Source organism: Janthinobacterium svalbardense (assembly GCF_002327145.1).
GTDB lineage: Bacteria > Pseudomonadota > Gammaproteobacteria > Burkholderiales > Burkholderiaceae_D > Janthinobacterium > Janthinobacterium tructae.
In genome coordinates, this window is the sequence record NZ_CP023422.1 from 1 (window position 1) to 17,443 (window position 17,443).

16 protein-coding genes are annotated in these 17,443 nt (G+C 55.2%); 7 read left to right on the forward strand and 9 right to left on the reverse strand.

Annotated features, from left to right (window positions below; translation table 11 throughout):
- Positions 1–292: 292 nt before the first annotated feature.
- The 4 genes from dnaA (at position 293) to CNX70_RS00020 (ending at position 7,243) form a co-directional block, all read left to right on the forward strand.
- Positions 293–1,687: a chromosomal replication initiator protein DnaA gene (dnaA, locus tag CNX70_RS00005; protein WP_034781304.1), complete on the forward strand. Its 1,395-nt coding sequence runs from the start codon at positions 293–295 to the stop codon at positions 1,685–1,687.
- A gap of 149 nt (positions 1,688–1,836) precedes the next feature.
- On the forward strand, positions 1,837–2,943 hold the full coding sequence (gene dnaN, locus CNX70_RS00010) for a DNA polymerase III subunit beta (RefSeq protein ID WP_086147318.1): 1,107 nt from the start codon (positions 1,837–1,839) through the stop codon (positions 2,941–2,943).
- Between the two features lie 142 nt (positions 2,944–3,085).
- Positions 3,086–5,584: a DNA topoisomerase (ATP-hydrolyzing) subunit B gene (gyrB, locus tag CNX70_RS00015; protein ID WP_096232447.1), complete on the forward strand. Its 2,499-nt coding sequence runs from the start codon at positions 3,086–3,088 to the stop codon at positions 5,582–5,584.
- Positions 5,585–5,935: 351 nt separating this feature from the next.
- The gene (locus CNX70_RS00020) at positions 5,936–7,243 is read left to right on the forward strand and encodes an STAS-like domain-containing protein (RefSeq protein ID WP_096238201.1); all 1,308 of its coding nucleotides are present in this window, start codon (positions 5,936–5,938) and stop codon (positions 7,241–7,243) included.
- A 232-nt stretch (positions 7,244–7,475) separates the two neighbouring features.
- Here the strand turns inward: CNX70_RS00020 and CNX70_RS00025 are convergent, their stop codons facing one another.
- The 7 genes from CNX70_RS00025 to CNX70_RS28665 form a co-directional block, all read right to left on the reverse strand.
- Positions 7,476–8,153 carry a hypothetical protein gene (locus CNX70_RS00025; protein WP_157750860.1) on the reverse strand — a complete coding sequence of 226 codons (678 nt, stop codon included), beginning with the start codon at positions 8,151–8,153 and terminating at the stop codon, positions 7,476–7,478.
- Entirely contained in the window at positions 8,150–9,292 is a 1,143-nt protein-coding gene (locus tag CNX70_RS00030) for a hypothetical protein (protein WP_096232451.1), read from the reverse strand. Before CNX70_RS00030 ends, CNX70_RS00025 begins: the two co-directional genes overlap by 4 nt.
- On the reverse strand, positions 9,285–10,271 hold the full coding sequence (locus CNX70_RS00035; RefSeq protein WP_096232453.1) for a PD-(D/E)XK nuclease domain-containing protein: 987 nt from the start codon (positions 10,269–10,271) through the stop codon (positions 9,285–9,287). Before CNX70_RS00035 ends, CNX70_RS00030 begins: the two co-directional genes overlap by 8 nt.
- Positions 10,272–10,599: 328 nt before the next feature.
- Positions 10,600–11,424 carry a restriction endonuclease gene (locus CNX70_RS00040; RefSeq protein ID WP_096232455.1) on the reverse strand — a complete coding sequence of 275 codons (825 nt, stop codon included), beginning with the start codon at positions 11,422–11,424 and terminating at the stop codon, positions 10,600–10,602.
- A gap of 5 nt (positions 11,425–11,429) precedes the next feature.
- The gene (locus CNX70_RS00045; protein WP_096232457.1) at positions 11,430–11,789 is read right to left on the reverse strand and encodes a hypothetical protein; all 360 of its coding nucleotides are present in this window, start codon (positions 11,787–11,789) and stop codon (positions 11,430–11,432) included.
- 118 nt (positions 11,790–11,907) lie between these two features.
- Complete coding sequence (locus CNX70_RS28660) at positions 11,908–12,081, reverse strand: hypothetical protein (RefSeq protein ID WP_208624476.1); 174 nt, start codon at positions 12,079–12,081, stop codon at positions 11,908–11,910.
- Positions 12,078–12,440 carry a Fic family protein gene (locus CNX70_RS28665; protein WP_208624477.1) on the reverse strand — a complete coding sequence of 121 codons (363 nt, stop codon included), beginning with the start codon at positions 12,438–12,440 and terminating at the stop codon, positions 12,078–12,080. The genes CNX70_RS28660 and CNX70_RS28665 overlap by 4 nt, the downstream gene beginning before the upstream one ends.
- 547 nt (positions 12,441–12,987) lie before the next feature.
- On the opposite strand from CNX70_RS28665, the gene CNX70_RS00055 reads away from it, so the two are divergent.
- On the forward strand, positions 12,988–14,049 hold the full coding sequence (locus CNX70_RS00055; RefSeq protein ID WP_096232459.1) for a GGDEF domain-containing protein: 1,062 nt from the start codon (positions 12,988–12,990) through the stop codon (positions 14,047–14,049).
- Here the strand turns inward: CNX70_RS00055 and CNX70_RS00060 are convergent.
- Entirely contained in the window at positions 14,028–14,396 is a 369-nt protein-coding gene (locus tag CNX70_RS00060; protein WP_096232461.1) for a hypothetical protein, read from the reverse strand. The two genes, CNX70_RS00055 and CNX70_RS00060, sit on opposite strands and share 22 nt — an antisense overlap.
- A gap of 153 nt (positions 14,397–14,549) precedes the next feature.
- Here CNX70_RS00060 and CNX70_RS00065 point away from each other — a divergent pair, with 153 nt between their 5' ends.
- Positions 14,550–15,515: a hypothetical protein gene (locus CNX70_RS00065; RefSeq protein ID WP_096232463.1), complete on the forward strand. Its 966-nt coding sequence runs from the start codon at positions 14,550–14,552 to the stop codon at positions 15,513–15,515.
- Positions 15,516–15,518: 3 nt separating this feature from the next.
- Here the strand turns inward: CNX70_RS00065 and CNX70_RS00070 are convergent, their stop codons facing one another.
- Positions 15,519–16,280: an SDR family NAD(P)-dependent oxidoreductase gene (locus CNX70_RS00070; protein WP_096232465.1), complete on the reverse strand. Its 762-nt coding sequence runs from the start codon at positions 16,278–16,280 to the stop codon at positions 15,519–15,521.
- Between the two features lie 182 nt (positions 16,281–16,462).
- Here CNX70_RS00070 and CNX70_RS00075 point away from each other — a divergent pair, with 182 nt between their 5' ends.
- Complete coding sequence (locus CNX70_RS00075) at positions 16,463–17,359, forward strand: AraC family transcriptional regulator (RefSeq protein WP_096232467.1); 897 nt, start codon at positions 16,463–16,465, stop codon at positions 17,357–17,359.
- The last annotated feature ends 84 nt before the right edge of the window (positions 17,360–17,443 follow it).

Here is a 17,443-nt window from a genome sequence, read left to right on the forward strand (position 1 = left end):
TGCCGTGATCGCCCGGAAATTTTCGCGCCGTACCCCATCCACCGGCACGCCCCCGCCACAGGCCGCGCCAGCACTGCCTGCATCGGGATAACCGGGGGATAAGTCGCCTCTTATACACACGGCGCCCCACCCCGCCACAGAAAAATAACAGCCGTGCCTGTGGATAACTTTGGCAGTCGGGAGTAGAATAGCGCGTTACGTGTGGCGAGCCCTCGCGCGACGCCGGCCTTGCAACACGGTGAACGCAGGGCAGAATCGATACGCCCTCCCACACCTTTTCACATAGACATACATGGATAATTTCTGGCAGGCCTGTTCCGCGCAGTTGGAACTGGAGCTGACACCGCAACAATTCAGTGCGTGGATCAAACCGCTTATCCCTCTCGATTACGAAGAGGGCAAGCTGCGCATTGCTGCGCCCAATCGCTTCAAGCTCGATTGGGTCAAGACCCAGTTCGCCAGCCGCATCACTGCCCTGGCCATTCAGTACTTCGAAGCGCCCACGGAAGTGCAGTTCGTGCTCGACCCGCGCCTGGCCCTGCCGAAGAAGCCCGTCACCGCCAGCACCCCGGCCAGCGATCCGAATGGCGGCGCGCCCAGCGCGCGCGCCGCGGAACCGCAGCCCAGCGTGCCGGAACTGAGCATCGGCGCGGCGCCGCGCCGCGAGCAGAGCCGCATCAACACCGACCTGACTTTCGACAGCTTCGTGACGGGCAAGGCCAACCAGCTGGCGCGCGCCGCCGCCATCCAAGTGGCGAACAATCCGGGCGTGTCGTATAACCCGCTGTTCTTCTACGGCGGCGTTGGCCTGGGTAAAACTCACTTGATCCACGCCATCGGCAACCAGGTGATGGCAGACAATCCGGGTGCGAAGATCCGCTACATCCACGCAGAACAGTACGTTCGCGACGTAGTGACCGCTTACCAGCGCAAGGGTTTCGACGACTTCAAGCATTACTATCACTCGCTCGACATGCTGCTGATCGATGATATCCAGTTCTTTGGCGGCAAGAGCCGCACGCAGGAAGAGTTTTTCTATGCGTTCGAGGCATTAATTGCTGCGAAGAAACAGATCATCATCACCTCGGATACCTATCCGAAGGAAATCACGGGCATGGACGACCGCCTGATTTCGCGCTTCGACTCGGGCCTGACGGTGGCCATCGAGCCGCCGGAACTGGAAATGCGCGTGGCGATTCTGCTGAAAAAAGCCAAGCAGGAAGGCGTGACCTTCTCCGACGACGTGGCCTTCTTTGTCGCCAAGCACTTGCGCTCGAACGTGCGCGAGCTCGAAGGCGCGCTGCGCAAAATTCTGGCGTATTCGCGTTTCCATGGCAAAGATATAACTATCGATATCGTCAAGGAAGCCCTGAAGGACTTGCTGTCGGTGCAGAACCGCCAGATTTCCGTGGAAAACATTCAGAAAACGGTGGCCGACTTCTTCAATATCAAGGTAGCCGACATGTATTCCAAGCGCCGGCCCGCGAATATCGCCCGGCCGCGCCAGATCGCCATGTACCTGGCCAAGGAATTGACACAGAAGAGCCTGCCGGAAATCGGCGAGCTGTTCGGCGGCCGCGACCACACCACGGTGCTGCATGCCGTGCGCAAGATCGCGCTGGACCGCACCAAGAACCCGGAATGCAACCACGAATTGCATGTGCTGGAGCAAACGTTGAAGGGCTAAGCACCATTTGGCAAGACTGGCTCAAAACGTGCTTTACCCTTATCATCTGGGAGGGCACCGCAGCCGGCCTGTCGGGGCTCCCTATGGCAACAATTGTTAAATTAATACGTTAAACGTCGTACTGTTCAACCTATACATTGAGGATAAATATGCAATTGGTCAAAACCACCCGAGATACCCTTCTCCGGCCACTGCAGATCGTGAGCGGTATTGTCGAGCGTCGGCACACTATGCCGATTCTGGCCAATATCCTCATCCGCAAAGACGGTGAAAATGTCTCCTTCCTGTCGACCGACACCGAAGTGCAGATCACCACGCACGCGGAAATCGGTTCCGGTGCGGACGTGACCGGCACCACCGTGGCCGCGCGCAAGCTGCTGGACATTTTGCGCGCCCTGCCCGAATCGGGCGACGTCACGATGACCCTGCTCAACAAGCGCCTGACCGTGCAAACGGGCAAGTCGCGCTTCGCCCTGCAAACCCTGGCGGCGGAAGAGTTTCCTACCGTACAACAGGCGGAAAGCTACAACGCGTCCGTCACCCTGCCGCAAAAAACGCTGAAACACCTGTTCAACATGGTGCATTTCTCGATGGCGCAGCAAGACATCCGCTACTACCTGAACGGCTTGCTGCTGGTTCTGGATGGCAATCATGTCATCGCCGTGGCCACCGACGGCCACCGCCTGGCGTTTTGCCAGGTCGCCACCGAGCAGACGTTTGCGCGCCAGGAAGTGATTATTCCGCGCAAGACCATCATCGAACTGCAGCGCCTGCTGGAAGAGAACGATGAACCGGTGCAGCTGGACATCGCCGCCAATCAGGTGAAACTGACCTTTGCCGACATCGAGCTGATCTCGAAGCTGGTGGAAGGCAAGTTTCCCGACTACACGCGCGTGATTCCAAAAGGCTACAAAAACGACTTCACCATCGGCCGCGATGAACTGCTGCGCTCGCTGCAACGTGCCGCCATCATGACCAGCGACAAGTTCAAGGGCGTGCGCTGCATCATCACCCCGGGCAGCATGAAGATCAGCTCGACCAATGCGGACCAGGAAGAAGCCGTCGAAGAGCTGGAAATCGATTACGGCGGCGACTCCGTCGACATCGGCTTCAACGTGACGTATCTGCTCGATGTGCTGAACAACCTGAAATGCGAATACGTCAACATCGCGCTGGGCGACTCGAATTCGTCCGCCCTGATCTCCATCCCGGACAATGCCGACTTCAAGTATGTCGTCATGCCGATGCGCATTTAAACAAAGGGGTCAGTCCCTCCGGGTCTGACCCCAGCAGTTGCCGTTGGGGTGAATTACGCTATCACCCAAAACCCAATGAAAGGCCGGGGTCAGACCCGCAGGGTCTGACCCCTACAGCAATCGTTATTTGAGAAAGCAGTCCATGTCCGAGAATCCACAAGACACCCCGATCCAGGCCATCACGGAAGAATACGGCGCCTCCTCCATCCAGATCCTGGAAGGCCTGGAAGCCGTGCGCAAACGCCCGGGCATGTACATTGGCGACACCTCGGACGGCACCGGCTTGCACCATCTGGTATTCGAAGTGCTGGACAACTCCATCGATGAATCGCTGGCCGGCCACTGCACCGACATCCACGTGACCATCCACAGCGACAATTCGATCTCGATCACCGACAATGGCCGCGGCGTGCCGACCGGCCTGAAAATGGACGACAAGCACGATCCGAAGCGTTCGGCGGCGGAAATCGTCATGACCGAACTGCACGCGGGCGGCAAGTTCGACCAGAACTCCTATAAAGTATCGGGCGGCTTGCACGGCGTGGGCGTATCTTGCGTGAATGGCCTGTCGAAATTGCTGAAACTGACCATCCGCCGCGATGGCAAAGTGCATCACATGGAATTCGTGCGCGGCGTGCCGCAAGACCGCCAGATCGTCATGGTGGGCGACATCGCCACCTCGCCGATCAAGGTCATCGGCGAGACGGACAAACGCGGTACCGACGTACATTTCTGGGCCGACGAAGAGATTTTCACGCATGTGGAATTCCACTACGAAATCCTGGCCAAGCGCATCCGCGAACTGTCCTTCCTGAACAATGGCGTGAAGATCAAATTGTCCGACCAGCGCACGGGCAAGGAAGAAATCTTCGCCTTCGAAGGCGGCACGCGCGGCTTTGTCGAGTACATCAACAAGGCCAAGTCGGTCTTGCACCCGACCATTTTCCAGGCCACGGGCGAGCGCATGTCGGACCAGGGCACGAACATCTCGGTCGACGTGTCGATGCAGTGGAACGATGCCTACAACGAACAGGTGCTGTGCTTTACGAATAACATCCCGCAACGCGACGGCGGCACCCACCTGACGGGCTTGCGCGCGGCCATGACGCGCGTGATCAACAAATACATCGATGAACACGAGTTCGCCAAAAAGGCGAAAGTGGAAATTTCCGGCGACGACATGCGCGAAGGACTGACCTGCGTGCTGTCCGTGAAAGTGCCGGAACCGAAATTCTCGTCGCAGACGAAAGACAAGCTGGTATCGTCCGAAGTGCGCGGTCCCGTCGAAGAGATCGTCGCCAAGACCCTGGCCGATTACCTGCAAGAAAAACCGAACGACGCCAAGATCATTTGCGGCAAGATCGTCGAAGCGGCACGCGCCCGTGAAGCGGCCCGCAAGGCCCGCGATTTGACGCGCCGCAAAGGCATCATGGACGGCCTGGGCCTGTCGGCCAAGCTGGCCGACTGCCAGGAAAAAGACCCCGCCCTGTGCGAACTGTACATCGTCGAGGGTGACTCGGCAGGTGGCTCGGCAAAACAAGGGCGCGACCGCAAGTTCCAGGCGATCTTGCCGCTGCGCGGTAAAGTCTTGAACGTGGAAAAAGCCCGTTTCGAGAAAATGCTGTCGTCCGAGCAGATCACCACCCTGATCGCCACCCTCGGCACCTCGATCGGACCGGACGAATTCAACGTCGAAAAGCTGCGCTACCACCGCATCATCATCATGACCGATGCGGACGTCGACGGCGCCCACATCCGCACCCTGCTGCTGACCCTGTTCTACCGCCAGATGCCGCAACTGGTCGAACGCGGCCACATCTACATCGCGCAACCGCCGCTGTACAAAGTGAAAGCGGGCCGCGACGAGCGCTATCTGAAAGATGACGCCGAAGAAGCGAGCTACATGATGACGGTGGCGCTGAACACGGCCGTGCTGGTGCCGCGCACAGGCGCGGAAGGCATTTCCGGCGAGACGCTGACGGAACTGGTGCGCAAGTTCAACCTGTCGAACAGCATCATGACGCGTCTGACGCGCGTCATCGACCGCGCCGCCCTGACGGCCATCATGACGGGCGTGCAGCTGGACCTGTCGACCCTGGACCTGGCGGAAACCTCCGCCCTGGCCCTGCAGACGGCCATCAACGACAGCGCGGTCAAAGTGCATGTGCGTTCCGACGAGTTGTCGGAAAAACACATGCTGCGCATCGAGCGCATGCACCACGGTAACATCAAAGTCACGGCCATCGACGCCGACTTCGTGCAAGGCCCGGACTACGCCGTGCTGAGCAGCGGCGCCGCCACTTTCGAAGGCCTGATCGGCGAAGGCGCCTTCGTGCGCCGCGGCGAAGGCGAGCGCATCAAGGAAATCGCCGTGGCCGACTTCCACCATGCCATGCAATGGCTGCGCGACGAAGCCGAACGCACCGTCTCGAAACAGCGCTACAAAGGTCTGGGCGAGATGAACCCGAGCCAGCTGTGGGAAACCACAATGGACCCGACCGTCCGCCGCTTGTTGAAAGTGCAGATCGAAGACGCGATTGCTGCGGATCAGATCTTTACGACGCTGATGGGCGATGATGTGGAACCACGCAGGGCGTTTATTGAGAATAATGCGCTGCGTGCGGGGAATATTGACGTATAAAGCTGTCGGATGACACAATTAATGAAAACTGTGCCAAATTAGTGAAAAATTGTGCTTCAAATTAAGTAAAAATGCCAACTTTTTAGTTGGCATTTTTCATTTAAAAGGCTGACTTGAACAATGCATACCAGAGCATCTAAGAAAGATTCCAAAAGGAACATAAGGTACTACCATTGTTATGGAAATTATTATAATATTGATTTGAAATAACATTCGCATTCCTAAGGAGATTCCATCACTTAGGTTCAGGTTAGAAATTAGTAAGCCGCATTTAAGTAGCAAGCGGCAGAAAGAAATATTTTAATTTCCTTGGAAATCGATTACAAAAACTTTAAATGCGAGAGGACAAACATGCTTCCCAGCGAACTGAGAGCTATAAAAGAGAATATTTCCAGAAATCGGTCTATTACACTAGACCTCCCGCGCGTATTTGCTTTTAAGGATCATGATATATTTGATTTTGAGTCCTTTTTAAAATTTTTTGATTGGACACTGAGCGACCGAAATGTCAGAATTGATTTGCGTAACTGTTTGTCGGCCAATTTTCAAGCATTATCCTTATTAGTTCTTTATGGCTGGAGACTGAGTACTCAGGGATGTAACGTAAGGTTTATTACTGAAAACACAAAAGACCATGGAGTAAGCGCGATGTGGGGTCAAATGGGTGCCCCTGGACTATTTTGGGTACTTGGTAATGAAAATCAGCAATTTAAGGGGTATCAAAAAAAACCACTGTTTGCGGTTAGAAACATTGATGACTTCAAAGGTGTAATTCAGGCGGCAGAATCTTATACAAAGGGATTCAATGTAGAGTACGAAGGAACATTACGATATGTACTTGGGGAGCTTTTATATAATACTTTGGAGCATGGACGCGCCTATACAAAAAAAGGAAGAAAACAAACACAAATTCCATCGATTGTTCAATTCACTTGGTATAAGACTCGTAATGAAATTCAATTCATTATTGCGGACATTGGGATCGGCGTAAAAAGACATATAGAACAAGCTTATCCTGGACAAGAATCGGATGAAGAAGCTATTAAGTTGGCAATCAAACCAAAAATTTCGGGCACTTTCGGGAGAAATGATCCTTACACGAACAAGAACAATGCCGGCATGGGCTTATACATATCATCTAATATTATTCGAAGATTGAATGCTGATATGCACGTGGTTTCTGGCAATGGACTTTTGCACATTTCCCCAAGAGACATTACGGGGAAAACAATGCAAACCAACTGGCCAGGTACATTCGTGCTAGTTACTGTCCGACTTGAAGACAATCCCCAATTCGAACTCCATAAGATCATGCAAGAATTTCGCGATTTTGCTGCCAAGGAGTTAAAAGAGGGAGATAAAAAGGAAGATGACAATCGGCATTATATAAGTATATCTAACTATTTTGGGAATTATGCCGAAGATAAAGAAGCGGCTATTAAATTTCGTGATCGACGTCTATTTCCTGAAATTAATGCTGGAAAAACAATAGTGATCGATTTCGATAGAGTAGTCAGTTCGCCACATAGTTTTTTGAGCGCACTATTAGCCTCGCCAATTAAAACCTTAGGCATGGCGGCATACAAGCAACTAAAGTTCGTAAATGCTACTCCTGAAATTCGTGAAACTATTGATTTTATCTTTGACGATAATACTTAGACTTCAAATTAATTTGTACGCGCTGTGTTAGCCGCTTTTAGCGCAAAATCAAAAGGAAGGCAGAGCAAACGGCCTGCCCGCGCTGTCGCAAGGCGGGCGTAAATAGCATCACACTTGTAATAATCGCGGTGGTAAGCGCGCGCAGGTTTAGTGTTAGTCCGCGTTCCTCCAGCAGCCAGTGCCCTACGGTTGGAATCCCATCTCCTGGAGGCGATTCATTCGCATGCCCGTTCTAAGGATTTGCCGTCAAACTCTGGCGGACGATCCGGATATAGTCGTTCAGGTGTTCTTCCGGAATCCTAGCTATACCAGAGTTGGACATATGGATTGGAAACACGAGTTGGCCAACCGGGATTTTCACTTGAATTTTTTCCAGCGTAGATTTTCTTTTGCCCGATAGCTGCTTCAGAGCGTCACGAACGTCTTTCCCGCCCTTCAGCAGAATTTTTGCGCTAATTTCCGGTTCGAGTTCAAGGCCAGCGACCTGAAGCGAATCGACAATCACTTTCTTGCCCAATTGCTTTTGAAGAATTTCGACCCACAGCAAGAGATCGACGTTGATTGGCTCCACCGCAACCGAGAAATTACATAGTTCGAGTACCTTGCTGAGGAATTCGCGCGTGCTCCGGTGAGCATCACGCAGCTCAATATGCGGGAATTCTGAAAAAAAGGTGAAGTCAATTCGCCTGTATGTTATCCGGTCAAATGATTCTTCGTTTCCGAACGGATCGGTAACGGTCTCCTTATAGTTCAGCTTTTCGATGTAGTGGGCTTCGATGGAGTCATCGCGAACTCGTTCGATTACGAACCCGTCAAAACTATCCGGAGTAAAAAGCTGCGTCTTCATTTTCGCGGCCAGCGCCCTAATCGTAAAGGGCCACTGAGCTTTCAACCACCGAACTCGTTTCATGATTGGGTTCCAGACAAAGGCTGCACTGCGGCGGACTCCGATTCGGAAATGGTCTTTCGAATTTCCGAAATGATGCGACTCGCAGTTTGCTCGATGGTTGCCAGGAATTCCTGCCTGTCTTCAGTCGAAATCGGACGCAGCGTCTTCGTGTATTCGCCATCGGAAAAATTCAATGCGCCGCGCACGGAATACTTGAAACCTTTTCCCGCACCCGGATCTTCGAACGCGGCTTCGAATTCGACAATCGGATACGGCACTTGCGTTTGTTTCGACCGCCAAATGATCGAGGTAATGAAGAACCCTTTTTTCTGAAGGCTTTGGTACTCTTCAGACGCGAGCAGACTTTCCCCCTTGAGGGCTACGTTCCTAACCAATGCCAATGCTTCCTGCTTTGCGAGATCCTTGCCTTGATCGTCCTCAAGGTCCAGCTCTTCGTCGTCGACTTCCCGCTTAATCGGCTCGACCTTGACGCTCGTTACATTGTCAAGCTTGAAGCCATTCAATGAACTGATCAGCGAAGTGAAGAATTGCGTCCTCTGGGCAGCAGTGGAAAATTCTGATATCTCGATGAGCTCCGTCGGGATATCGGCTTTCTTCCTGCCGTCGAGGCGATCCTTCAAGTCGCTGACGATTTCCTTTGCCTTCGCGTTTGCGGGCATCCGTACAATCGTCTTGTCGCCTTCAACGTGAAACTCGATGCCGGCCTCCTTCGGAGTGCGCTGGACTAAGCGAGTCTTCGAATAATCGATTTCGGAGTACTTGACGTTGACCACGTATTGGTCCGTCCCCTTTTGATGCGCGGTCGCCTTTTCGTCCGACGGGGAATCGGCGATGTATTCTTTCGCTATCTCCTTGATGTCTTCTATCGTCAGCGCGGCATTGAGGGTAACCGAAGTGATTTTTTCCGCGCGACCGGCGTGCTCGCGCTGGTCCAGGATAATGTTCAGGTCGTTGTAATCGTGAGTCAGCAACGACAGGCTGTCAACCAAGGTTTCCCGACTGTCTTTCGACGAATAGAAGATGCCCCTGTCCTTTGCCAATTCGAGGATCACGGCTGGGCTGATGCGCTGTCTTGATGACATCAGGACATCATAAATTTCCTTATCGGTCGCGCAGTACAGCAGCGTGTTCTTAGCCATTGTCCATCCCCAATTCAAGTTCAGAAAATTTCGTTCGCACGTCGTTGATCTGGGAAAACTGGATCGAATTCAGGCGATCCTTGATGTCAGTGCCGCCGCCGTATTCATCGACATACTGATCCTTCGCCTTACCGAAATGCGCTGCCGCACTCGGATGAGCATCCAGCGTCTTGATAAAAACGTCTGTGCCGTCCACGAGGACTTGGTAGTGCATGAGGTAGTCGATGAGGTACAGGTACTCTTCCACGGACGTTCCCCGCTGCCTGCAAAAAACGACGAAGCCCTTCCTGTTCTGTTTCTTTGGGTCCGTATATGACAGCACTATCCAAGGCGCAGTCAGCATTTCCAACGTACACGCTTTTGCGTGTTCGAGTTGCACGTTCTTCCGCCGTACCAGATGCGGATAAAAATATCGGCAATATTCCCGGTCCGGCAGGATGCTAGCACTACCGCGCATATAGGCGATTTCGTGATGCACGTTGTTCAACCAATACACGTCGCTTGGCCCGAACACGACGATTTTCGACTTGGTCGGGATATCGAGCTTCTCGTTCTTGATCTGGGTCAACAACCCATTGAAGTCCTTGTCGTATTCGCCGTCATGGTTATAGACGAATAGCAGGCCGCAAATTTCCGGCGAAATGTGGTCGTGCAAGAAATTGGTCCGGAACTCTTCGCTTTTTTCGGCGCAGCTGATCGCTCTCGCGAGGCTTTCAATCGCGGACCGAATACTGCCGGCAGTAATCGAACCCTTACCGTAACTCTTCAGGTCACAGTTCACGTAGGTTCGGGCCTGCCGATATGGTTCTTCGTAGTAGAAGACCACATCCGACGGATGCGTTTTGACCTTGTGGGTGGCTTCGTCCTCGCACGGCCAATTCAGGTTTGTCGGCCCCATTCTTTGCCAAAGGAATTCAGCGAAAATCTCTCTCGACAGCTTTTCGGCCATTTTGGCCTTGTTGATTGTTTCACCTGCCATCGTCACTCCTTAGAATTGTTCTTTTTTTGCCAGGCGCCTTGTCGACGCATTTAGTGTAGATGGCATTCATATCGCTCTATCATTGCCAATTTTATAATTTTAGCAAATCAAGCTCTCCATGCCTATGAATTAATCAGAACAGGCATGGGGATGTGCATTTGAAATCGCTCTACTTCCCTTACGGCAATGAGCGCATATCTCCTGAACAAGCGCGGCGGCATTACCGCCATACAGATGCAGCTCGGCCAGCGGACCATCGCGTACAGGGTAGCCGGTACACCTTTCACGGCAAGTGAAGTGAACGATATCGGCATCGGCAGTGCAGGCATTACGTCGTCCCTTGAAGTAGCATGTCTGCAAGTTCGGTCGTTGGGGACCATAAACCGGATTCGCCTTGCAGATAGTTTTGACACAAGGAAACGATTTTGCTCTCCGTCCCGAGGCGAACTATGTGCTGTTCGACTTCAGTTCGACCGTTCATAACATCGGTGGTGAATCCCGTTGATGAAAGTAACAATCCCGTTGTCCCGTCAGCTGCTCGTGCGATCACGTCGATCAGTGATTTTAGAGCTGTGCGACCGGGTTTCTTGCCGCTACCTGCCCAGTGCTTGACCTCGACAAGAAACGTCTTACTCCCACTAAGACCGGTACACTGAAGTTCAAGATCGAATCCGCCGTCCTTGCCCGAGCGCGTTAGCCGGGTCATGAATCCCATTTTTTCAAACACCTCGCGAAGTACACGTTCTAAATCTCGCCATTCGACATCCTTCAAGCACAACGGATTCTCAGCGATAGCAATTGCTATACCTCTCATCGCAGCACGAACAATGATTTCCAGCCCCGACGAAGCGATGGTGAGCGAATCGCTAGTATCTGGTGCGCTTACTTCGCTTAAGAAGCGTTTTAGAGTGATCCTTCCGGACGATGAAATCTGAATGCGTCCATCTGCTTCGAGTTCAAATGCTCTTTCCTTAAGGTAGCGCCAAGATCTGCCGCTTGGAGGAAATTTTCCGTGCCATTCGTATTGTAAAATCGGTCGATCAATAGGCGCAGTTACATCGACCGAAACATACGGCCCTCGCGGATCATTGTCGGGATTTTTGTATCGAGACCGATCCAATGGAGTCGTAGTTGATTTCCGTTGACTTGTCATGGTAATTAGAACTGTGCTAACTTCTTCAGCGCATCCGAAAGGCGTTCGGCGCCCTCAATGGGATTATTGTCGAATACCATCATGTACTTGAACGACGCTCCAGCTTTCGATTCCCATAATTTCCCGAGCTTCAACTTGAGTTCTGAATCGGTATTATCTCGGTCATCACCCTTAGTTTCCAAGACTACGGTTTTTCCAGATTTCATTTTTAAAATGAAATCTGGGTAGTGATTGAGGAATCCATTGATGCGGAAGCCCTTTCCTCTCGAAAGATTTCGATGCCACCATTGAACGCTTTCCAAATTTGCGATGTCGTTGATTACGCGGCCTTCAAACGTCCCAAGAGACGGGGTCAGATCCGCCATTACGACACGATCTCAGCCGTGCCGATATCCAAACTTCTGCGCAATCTCAGCGCCAATGCATCATCGCGCAGCACGTCGCTGGGGTTCCAGAGTTTCTGGACAATATCGTTGTTGTTCATTAGCTTGTATCCTGATTCAAAATGTTGATGTACGCACTGTAGGCATACACGCGGTTGCGTTTTTGGCCGGTCACTTCCTGCACCATGCCCAGCGTACCTGCCATGGCATCGAGTGCCTTGCCCACCGTTGCGGCGGTCAAGCCGGTGGTCTTGCTCAGGGTGGCAATATTCAAGATGGGGTGCGCAAACAGCGCATCGAGGATGTGCTTGGCCGACCCCGCCAAGCGACCAGTTCCGCCAGCCGTGCCTTGTCTTGCGCCAGCAACTGCGTCAGCGCCTGGGCCGTGCTGACGGCCTGATTAGCGGTGGCGGCGATGGCATCGGCAAAGAACAGCAGCCATGCTTCCCAGTTGCCGCTGATGCGTCCCTGTTGCAGGAAGCGGTAGTAGGTTACACGATGCTGTTTGAAGAACACGGAAAGATACAGCAGCGGTTCCTGCAGGATACGGGCGTCAACCAGTATCAGCGGTATCAGCATGCGACCGAGGCGGCCATTGCCATCCAGGAAGGAATGGATGGTTTCAAATTGCACATGCCCAACGTCATCAGCGCTTGATGTACTTCCGTCAGCAATCGAAAACTGACGGGCTACCCTTGCCGTATCCATTCCCCGTGAGTCCACGTTGCATAGATTCGCTGAAGTTAACATGAATGGATATCTTATTTTAACTTAAGGTCAAAAATGAAATAATGAAATCCTTATTTTATGTTGGCGCTATCAAGCCGCCTTCGGCCACAGCACTTCGCCAAAGGTTTGCAACACTGGCTCCAACTTGCCATCCAACATCGCGTCAAGACGCCGACGATGCTGGCGGCGATATCTGATTGGTCTTGCTGCGCCAGACGGTTTGCAGCATGGCCTCGGTATAGCTGTGTTGATCGAGCAATAAGCGCACTTCTTTCATACTGTGGCGGCAGCAGGACATTGTCCACCGTTTTCCTCGCCTCGACTCCCACTGCCCCCAAGAAACCAGTACACTAGTTCCTGAGCGCAACTACTTTTGTACTTGCGCCATGCCGCCTGCCGTTGCCGGGAGGCGGCCCTGCCGCAAGGCGTGTTGTCTGCCAGGACAAATGCAATGTTCTCTTCGCGCAGCCTGTCGCCTGCCTTCTATTACCTGTTCTTTTCAGGAGAACGGGAGCAGCAGCAGCGCTTTTTCAAGGAACTGCATTTCATTTCGATAGCCATCCTGACGTTTGGCCTGGTTTGCTGGCTGGTCACGTTCAGCCTGACCTTGTCGCGCGCTTCGCTCGATCATACGCAGGCGGCGCTGGGCGTGACGGGCATGCTGGTGGGGCTGCTGCTGACCGTGTATGCGAGGTCGCTGCAGGCCATCATCGCCAGCGGCAGCATCAGCGTGCTGTTCATCGCTTTCGGCTTTCGCGTGCTGATACTGGGCACGGAAGATCCCGCTTTTTGGGTGTTGCCACTGGGCGTGATGATCACCTTGACGACGGCACCCATCTTCAGCGGCATCGCGTATTACCTGGGCGTCTCGCTGGGCGTGTGGGCCATCGTTGGGCTGGGGCAGTTTCCCGTGCATGCGGGGCGTATCGACCAGCATTGGCCTGTGCTGGCCGTGACCATCAGCGTGATCATCGGCCTGGCGCTGAATATCTATTTTCTCGTCTTGCGCATCCATAACTACCGCTCCCAGCGCGAACTGGCGACGATGGCCTACAAGGATGGTTTGACCGGGCTCAACAATCGACGCATGTTTACGCAAAGCGCCCGCGTCCTGCAGCGCACGGCGCACACGCCCGCATATTTTTTAATGATCGACATCGATGACTTCAAGCAAATCAACGACGTGTACGGCCATGAGGTGGGCGACGAGGTGCTGAAAAAGATTGCCGATATCATCGCCGGGCTGTGTGGCGAGCATCTGTGCGGCCGCCTGGGCGGCGAGGAATTCGCCATCATTTACCTGGGCGAAAAGAACGCGGCCTGCGCCTTTGCCGCGCAACTGGTCGACAGCGTCGAGGCGGCTTTCGTGCCGGAACGCAAGGTGTCCGTCAGCATCGGCATGGCGGAAATGCTCAAGGAAACGGACTTGTCGCACAGCTACCGGCGTGCCGATGAATCCTTGTACCAGGCCAAGAAAAGCGGCAAGAACCGCTACGTGCTCAACGCCGCCTGACCATCGCCGTCGGGCGTGGCATCGAGCAGCGCCAACAAGGCTTGCGGCGCAATCTTCCACGGATCGCGCTGTTCGGGATCCACCTCGTACCAGCTGTCCAGAGCGCCGATCTTGAGGATGGTCAAGGGAATGTCCTTGCTCTCAAAGAACGCCAGCATGCGGCGAATCAAACGGCTCACCTTGGCGTGGTCTGCCTGGTACAACGAACTGGTATAGAAGCAGCCCTTCTCTCCCATGCGCAATCTCCTGGCCGCGCCGACACGCGATTGAAGCACGTACTTGTGCAGGAACTCGGTCACGACCTCATCGTCGACGGGAATACTGCAGGAAATGGTGACCTTGGCCATGATAACGGGGACAGTGATTCAATAGCCAAGCTTAGCAGAAAGAGTTTCATTCCTGGAATGCTAAGATCGCGGCGCGCGCATGCCGGCAACCGGGCCGGCATGGCGTCTCGACAAGGATTGCCATTGAACACCCCAGGAAAATTCACTCTTCGCATGCTGTCGCTGTGCGCTACCCTGTGCCTGCCGCTTTCCAGCATGGCACAAGCCATTTCTGCCGAAGATGCCGCCTTCGTGGCCGCCACCGTGCCCGTCTCCGTGCCATCGCCGCCGCTCAGCCTGAACGAGCATCCCGAGATCCGCGCCGACGTCTTCAAGCTGCTGGGCTATGCGCGTGGCAGCTATACGCAGGACGACACCCTGGTCGCGCTCCAGGTACTCGACAGCATGCAGTCACTGGACGACATCACGCGCACCATGCTGCCCGACGGCCGCTCGGTGCTGGCCTCCATCGATGCCGGCACGCGCGGTGCATGGCGCGCCGCCATGCTGTTCGACCCGCAACGCAAGCTGTTGGCGCTGGGCCTCGTCAATGGCCATTGTGCGCCCGCCTGCCTGCCGTCCACGCATGCCGTGCTGACACTGTTCCTGCCACCAGGCGCAGAGGACGAGATGGCCGCACCGCTGCTGGTGTGGGCGCGGCAACTGCCGCCGATGCTGGTGCAGGCTGCGCCAGAACAGCGGCAAAGCATTGCCGTGGTGGAATACATTAGCACCCGTCCCGACCTGCCCGGCTGGAAGCAGCGCGACGTGCCGCCCGGCTTTCCCGCCAGCTTGCTGCACCTGCTGCTGCCGAATGCGGAACTCAACAGCAGCTCCAGCGGCGGCAAACTCATCGCGCCGGCCGGCCTGGCCGGTTTGCCCATGCGCACGCCCACGGAAGCGGCCGAGGCCGGCGACGAGCCCATGCCCGATGCCAGCATCACCCTGCGCAGCTATGCCGATTTCCACTGGGTGCTCAACACCTACGCCAAGCTGGCCAAGGGCGCGCAAGTGAAGGGGCATGACGAGAAGGTGGTCTTCAGCGGCAGCGATGCCAGCGGCCGCTACACGGTGACCTTGCGCGAACAGGGCAAGAAAGACAGTGTGTTCATCACCGTGGCCAGCTGGAAGAAAGAATAGCTCCTACAAGTAGGCGCCACCCGAGACTTCGATACGCTGGCCATTGACCCAGCGGTTGCTGTCCGACAACAGCGACGCGATCATGGCGCCGATGTCATCCGGCTGGCCCACGCGGCCCAGCGCCGTTTGCGCGGCGATGAACTGGTTCGTCTGCGGATTGTCGCGCACGTCGCCGCCGCCGAAATCCGTGGCGATGGCGCCCGGCGCCACCGTGTTGACGGTGATGCCGCGCGCGCCCAATTCTTTGGCCAGGTAGCGCGTCATCACCTCGACCGCGCCCTTCATGGCCGCGTAGGCCGACATGCCCGGCAAGCTGAAGCGGGTCAAGCCGCTTGACAGGTTCAGGATACGCCCGCCATCGGCGATCACTGGCAGCAGAGTCTGGGTCAGGAAGTAGACGCCCTTGAAATGGATATTCATGAGCTGATCGAACATGGCCTCACTGGTATCGGCAAACGGCGCCATCAGGCCGATGCCGGCATTGTTGACCAAATAATCCAGGGTATCGCGCCCCCAGCCTTGCAAGGTGGCTTGCAGCGCCTGCGAAAAACCGTCGAACGAGGCCACGTCGCCGCAGTCGAGTTGCAAGACGGCGGCACGGCGGCCCAGTTGGCCGATTTCGGCCGCCACGGCTTCGGCTTCGCCACGCTGCGCATGGTAGGTGAGGATGACGTCGACGCCTTGCCGGGCCAGGTGCAGGGCGGCATTGCGGCCCAGGCCGCGGCTGGCGCCCGTCACCAGTGCGATTGTTTGAGTGGTTGACATGTGCATTCATTGGGTGGGTGAGGAGGCGACCAGTGTCGCGCCGCAGGCGGTCCGCGTGAATAGGCAAAACTCCACATTCCATGCCTAAAACTCCAAGCCGCTTGCCAGCCGACGAACAGGCACGCTACGATGGCTGCACAAAAAAAAGTCAGCACCGTTGCTGCTATCAGACCAGGAATGCCATGTCCACTACCCCACTGGCGGCCGCCATCGCCGCGCATACCGCAACGCGCAACACGCCGGATGGCTTTTATGCGACCGATATCGCAGCGCTGAAACTGATGCGCATAGGCGAAAAAACCCTGCCCGCCTATGCGCTGTACACGCCCGCCCTGTGCCTGGCCGTGCAAGGCGCCAAGCAAGTGATGCTGGGCGATGCGCTGTTCGATTACGGCGCCATGGAATTTTTGATTGTCAGCGTGGACTTGCCTATTCTTGGCAGGGTGACGCACGCCACGCCGGAACATCCCTTCCTCGCGCTAATCCTCGAACTCGACGTCAAGCTGTTGCAGGACGTGATCCGCCAGCTCGACGGAGAGGCTGTCGCGCCGGGCACGGCGGCGCTGGGCGTCTTCGTGGGACGGCTGGAAGAGCAGGCGGCCGATTGCCTGCTGCGGCTGGTGCAACTGCTGGGCCAGCCGCGCGCCATCGCCATGCTGGCGCCATCCATCCTGCGCGAACTGTATTACTGGCTGCTGAGCAGCCCGCAAGGCGAACAATTACGCCGCCTGGTGGCGCCCGACAGCCGCACCCTGCGCATCGCCGAAGCCATCCACCTGATGCAAGCGGATTTTGCCGCCCCCATCGGCATCGGGCGCCTGGCGGCGCTGGCCGGCATGAGCGTCTCGTCCTTCCATGCGCACTTCAAAAGCATCACGTCGCTGACGCCGCTGCAATATCAAAAACAGCTGCGTCTGCTGCAAGCGCGGCGCCTGATCGTCACGCGCGCGGCCAATGCCTCGCAAGCCGCGTATCAGGTGGGCTATGAAAGTGCCTCGCAATTCAGCCGCGAATACACGCGCATGTTCGGTACGCCCCCCAGCCGCGAACGGGTGGTGGGTGATGTCATACAGCACTGAAAGATTGCCCCCACGCATAGGCAAATGGCATTTTGCTATTTTGCAGTATGATTTCTTACTGTGCGGCTACGCCGAATCCCTACC